Source organism: Microbacterium sp. UBA3394, from assembly GCF_002358725.1.
In the GTDB taxonomy this organism is placed as follows: Bacteria; Actinomycetota; Actinomycetes; order Actinomycetales; family Microbacteriaceae; genus Microbacterium; species Microbacterium luteum.
In genome coordinates this window covers 1-4,976 of the sequence record NZ_DEPK01000016.1, presented here as the reverse complement: position 1 = coordinate 4,976, position 4,976 = coordinate 1, and the positions used below count along the sequence as shown (strand labels likewise).

Annotated in this window: 3 protein-coding genes and 1 pseudogene; all 4 read right to left on the bottom strand. The window is 68.4% G+C overall.

Annotation, left to right across the window (positions count from 1 at the left end):
- Positions 1–1,770 (bottom strand): annotated as a pseudogene (locus B4E30_RS00675) (hypothetical protein); the annotation flags it as partial.
- A gap of 71 nt (positions 1,771–1,841) precedes the next feature.
- A complete protein-coding gene (locus B4E30_RS00670; RefSeq protein WP_286793070.1) occupies positions 1,842–2,969 on the bottom strand; it encodes a glycosyltransferase in 1,128 nt (375 codons plus the stop codon).
- Positions 2,966–4,405 carry an LCP family protein gene (locus B4E30_RS00665; RefSeq protein WP_286793069.1) on the bottom strand — a complete coding sequence of 480 codons (1,440 nt, stop codon included), beginning with the start codon at positions 4,403–4,405 and terminating at the stop codon, positions 2,966–2,968. Before B4E30_RS00665 ends, B4E30_RS00670 begins: the two co-directional genes overlap by 4 nt.
- Entirely contained in the window at positions 4,402–4,869 is a 468-nt protein-coding gene (purE, locus tag B4E30_RS00660) for a 5-(carboxyamino)imidazole ribonucleotide mutase (protein WP_071044769.1), read from the bottom strand. The genes B4E30_RS00665 and purE overlap by 4 nt, the downstream gene beginning before the upstream one ends.
- Positions 4,870–4,976: the final 107 nt, after the last annotated feature.

The window sequence follows — 4,976 nt, the reverse complement described above, 5'->3', positions numbered from 1 at the left end:
CCAGTCCCCCGCCTCAGTGCTCGCCTTCGGGCGGAGCACCGTCCCTGCCGAGATGGGTACGGAGCCGGTGTCGCACACGGTCGTGGGCGACGAGAGCGCCTCAGTGTCGACATCGAGGAGATAAGTGCGCTGCGCCGCTCGCGAAGAAACGCGCACCTCGCAGGGGTCCGCGGTCGAAGCTAGGCGAGTTAGATGGCTGCGATCAACCCATAGGAGGCCCCGGCCCGAGGACACCAACAACCAGTCGCGGTCCCCGTTTGCCGACACTGCCTGCACCACCGTCTGTCCAGAAAGAGTCGCGCGCCCGATGCCACACTCTGGGTTCGGCGAGGTCAGCCCAGAGGTGCCGCTTTCTCGGATCGTGTAGACCATGTGTGCTGCGCTGGTGTCCCCTGGCAGAGCGCACGCAGTTTCCATCGTGTCGGCGCGGCGGAGCACCGCCCGGTCTACCCAGCCATCGACGTCGCCGATGTGCACCTTCACCCAGTTGCGGTCGTCGCTCACCGCGAATGCTTGTACGATCGTCCCCGCTGAGATCTCGGTCGAGTTGAGTTCGCAGCCCGAGTTCGGGACCGCCCGTCCGGTTGAGTCAGCGACGAGCACATACGCGTACTGCGCCGACCCGACCTTCGGAGGGAGAGCACAGACTGATTCGTCTGCGGCCGCGTAGCGCACATGCTCGCGGGCGACCCATCGTGCGCCGGACTCCGTGTCAACACGTAACCAGCCGTCGACCACCGCAGTCGCCTGCAAGACCGTGTCCTGCGCCAATGCGGAGATGTTCTCGTCACACGCAAGGCTCGGCGCCGACCGTGCATTTAGGCTGCTGGCTGTCACGACGTACGTCTTGACCGCAGTCTTGGGTGATGATGGCTGAGCGCACGCGTTCACCGGCGTCGTGGTAGACCCGAACCAGTCGGTGAAGTACTGGTAGAAGTTCCTGTTGCCGTAGGACGAGCATCCATCGCCCGTGCCATACCCGGCGCGGATCGCCGCAGCGTTGGGCTGGTAGGGGGTGTAGTAATACAGGTTCGCCGTCGCCTGGTTCTGCACGTAGACCGGCGACGATCCGCAGTCGTGGTTGGGGTTCCACAGGATGTTCCACGTCTTCCCCGGCGCGTACCAGGTGAAGTACTGACTCGTCCCCGCGGGGTTGGCGTATCGCTTGAACTGCCACGCGGCACCGTAGACCTGGTTGAAGAAGCCGTAGTAGCGCGTGTCGCACGCCGCGGTGTCCGGGCAGCCCTGCCCCATCGCGATGCGGTACCGCCAGTCGCTCGGCCACACGTGGTTGACGAGCCCCTGTTCCTTCTGGAGAGTCGCGAGGATGACCTGGGGGTTGATGCCACACGCCTGCGACACCTTGTAGATGATGCGCGAGGCACGCTCCCGAGTGCCGCCCGAGTAGGCACCGCACATGGCGTCGGCGGAAACATTCCGCGACGTGTCATACCAGTCCTTCAAGCAGGTGTATCCGGACTGACAGGTGGGCACCATCTTCTCCAGGAAGGCCTGGATCTGCGCTTCAGTCATCGTGGACTTGTCGAAGAAAACGGCGTCGCTGATGATGTTGCCGGCCTGGAACTTCGACAGGTCGGCGGTCTGGATGGAGTCGCCGATCGCGGTCTCCGCGTCGAGGGCTGACACGACGTCCACCGTGGTCGCAGCATCGGCGACCACGGTCTGCTCCACCGCTGACGCGGCGGGGGCGACGAGGAAGCCGGCGAGCATGGCGATCACAGCGAGCGTCGGCGCAATCAATCGCCTCATCTACCCGACTCCTTATTCACAGGGGATTCTGTGACTAGTGTGGCGAAAGTTACACCTGAACACAATTGTTACTAGAGTTCGGCGTGCAGAGCCCAGATCTTGTCTGCCGCCTCGAGCCAGGAGAAGACGCGGCCGCGATCGGCCGCCATGACCGCCAGACGCTCGGCAGCCGTGGTTGACCCGAGCGCATCCGCGAGCGCCGCACCCAGGGCGTCAGCAGCATCCGCGTCGGATGCCGACACCAGCGTGCCGCCGTCGACGACGACCTCGCGCACGACGTCGGAGTCCGCCGCGATGACCGGAACGCCAAGGGCCATCGCCTCGACGGTCCGCCACGGGAACACCGCCCGCGTCGACGGGGCCACGTAGGCGACGGCCGCACCGAAGACCGCGCCACGGTCCGCGTCGGCGAGCGCGCCGCGCACATGCACGAGTCGCGCGGGAACCCCGGCGGCCGCCGCGATCTCGGCGATCGCCGGCTCTTCGCCTTCGCCCGCATCCACCACGACGACGGGCACGTCGTGGCCACTGCGGGCGACCGCACCGAACCCGGCGGCGAGCGCGTCCGATTCCGCTGACGTACCGGCGAGCACCACGTATCCCTCGGGGAGGTCGAGCTCGCGCCGACGTCCGATCTCATCCGTCGGCACGCGGAAGCCCTCGGGAGCGGCGCCCGAGATCACCCGGATGCGATCCCCGAGCCGAGCGATCTCCCCCAGCCGCCGCGCCATCGCGTGCGTGGGCACGACCACGGCGTCGGCGTGCTTGACGGCGCGCTTGAGCATCGCCTTGTGCCACGCGACGCTCGATCGGGAGAGCTCGTCGGGTGCATCCCACGGGCGGAGATCCCACACGGTCACGCTCGTCTGATCGTTGTTGTGCACGCGGTCGTGCTTCACCAGCGGCGCGAACAGACTCGGGGCGTGGATCATCCCGCCACCGATGCCCGTCGCGACGCCGAGCTGCAGCGCACCGGCGAGCTCGCGGCGAGGCAGCGACGTGCGACGCACTCCGGCCATGCCCGGGATGGACAGCGCCGCGACGCCGTCACCCCCGGCCGCGGGTGCGATCCCCTCCACCTCGCACCCCTGCGGCGCGTGGGCGATGAGGGCACGCACGAGCTCTCCGGAAGCGACCTTCAGATCGTTGTCGGTGGGGGCGACGAGCTGATCGAGCATCACCCGCAGGACGGCGGTCACGACTCGGGCTCCGGCGTGGGGGTCGGCGGGTGCAGCGTCTGCTGCACGAGCTCGCGGATGTAGTCGTAGTCGGGGTCGTACTCGTCGATGCCGCCCTCGGGCGTCAGTTCGATCGTCGTGACCGGCTGATCCTTCGCCTTGGCCGCGAGGTCGACGAGGAACGGGAGCATCGAGTTCGGGATGTCGGTCTCGACCAGATCGGCCCCGGCCGCCGCCAGATCCTGGAACCGGGTGAGCACGGTCTGCGGCGTGAACTGGTCGAGCATGGCCTGCTGCAGCTCGCGCTGACGCTCCATGCGGTCGAAGTCGCTGGTGGTGTAGCGCGAACGGGCGTACCACTGGGCGGTGTCGCCGTCCATGTGCTGCTCGCCGACCTCGATCCACCCGGTCGCCCACTCCTCGGCCGGCTGACCGTCGTACGTCGGACCGCCACCCTCAGGCAGCCTCTCATCGACGGTGATCGTCACCCCGCCGAGCGCATCGACGAGGTCGGCGAAGCCCTTCATGTCGACGAAGACGTAGTACGGGATCTCGATGCCGAGGATCCCCTCGGCGGCATCCTTGGTCGCCTCGACGCCGGGCGACGAGCCGTTGTCGTACGCGTCGGGATACAGCGCCGTGCCGTCCTGACACACCTCGACCTCGGTGCGCAGCTGGTTGACGCCGCTCCCCCACCCGCACGTCGGGTCGGCGAACCCCTCGTGACCGTTCGGGTACTTCTCCTGCATCGGCCCCTCCGAGAAGGGGAAGTTGGGCATATCGCGCGGGATGCCGGTGATCGTCGTCGCGCCGGTCTCGGCGTTCACCGACACCACCGAGATCGAGTCGAAGCGCATGCTGTCACGGCCTTCGCCACTGTCAGCGCCGAGAAGCAGGATGTTGTAGTACCCGTCGGAGGGCTCCACCGGCGGTCCGCTCGCGCCGAAGATCGCGCCGAGCGCGGTGCGCGCCGCACCGACCGACTGCGCCGCGTAGGCGGCACCGCCGCTCGCGGCGATCACCAGCGCGATTGCGAGCGCCGGGATGCCGACACGAGCGATGCCCGCGGTCTTCACCAGCCGCACCAGACGCAGCGTGTCGATCGTGAGGACGACCCACAGCGCGGCGTACGCGATGAGGAGCCCCTGCGCGAGCAGCAGCACGAACCAGTTCGTGCCGAGGGAGATGAGCAGACCCTGCGCGAACAGGGCGATGAGAACGCCCGCGACCACGAGCATCCACATGAGGATGGTCGCCGCCAGCCCGATGCGCCCCAGCCGCCGACTCCCGGCGAGCACCTGGGCAGAACCGGGAAGCAGGAAGTTCAGGGCCACCAGCCACCAGCCGCGCCGACTCATGACCGAGCCGGAGGACACGTCGGGGTAACGCAGCGGCCGCTCCTCGATCGTGCGCGACCGGGACGAGGCGACCGGCCGGTGCGGGGCCGCGACGCTCACAGGGCGTCCTTGAGCCGCCGGTTCTTCTCCTCGACCTGCGCCTCGAGATCACGGGCATACGCCTCGACGCGGTCGCCGAGGGCGGCATCCGAGGAACCGAGCATGCGGGCGGCGAGGATCCCGGCGTTCTTCGCGCCGTTGATCGACACGGTTGCCACCGGAATGCCCGCAGGCATCTGCACGATGCTGAGCAGCGAGTCCATGCCGTCGAGCGTCGCCAGCTGCACCGGCACGCCGATCACGGGAAGCGAGGTGAGCGAGGCGAGCATGCCCGGCAGGTGCGCGGCACCGCCGGCGCCGGCGATGATCGCCTTCAGGCCGCGTGCCCGCGCCTCGCGGCCGTAGCGCAGCAGCTTGTCGGGCGTGCGGTGGGCCGAGACGACCTCGACCTCGTGCGGCACCCCGAAGTCGGTGAGCGCCTGCGAGGCGTCGCTCATCACGCGCCAGTCCGAGTCGGAACCCATCACCACGCCGACCAAGGGCGCGTCGGAAGAATGCAGCGGTCGGGTCACCCGTCCAGGCTAGGCGCGGCGGCTGGAAGAACCCCGCAACGGCACGGGGGCGTTTCGGG

Coding starts and splice junctions, on each gene's coding strand:
- purE (WP_071044769.1), bottom strand. CDS start 4,869: ATGGGTTCCGACTCGGACTGGCGCGTGATGAGCGACGCCTCGCAGGCG.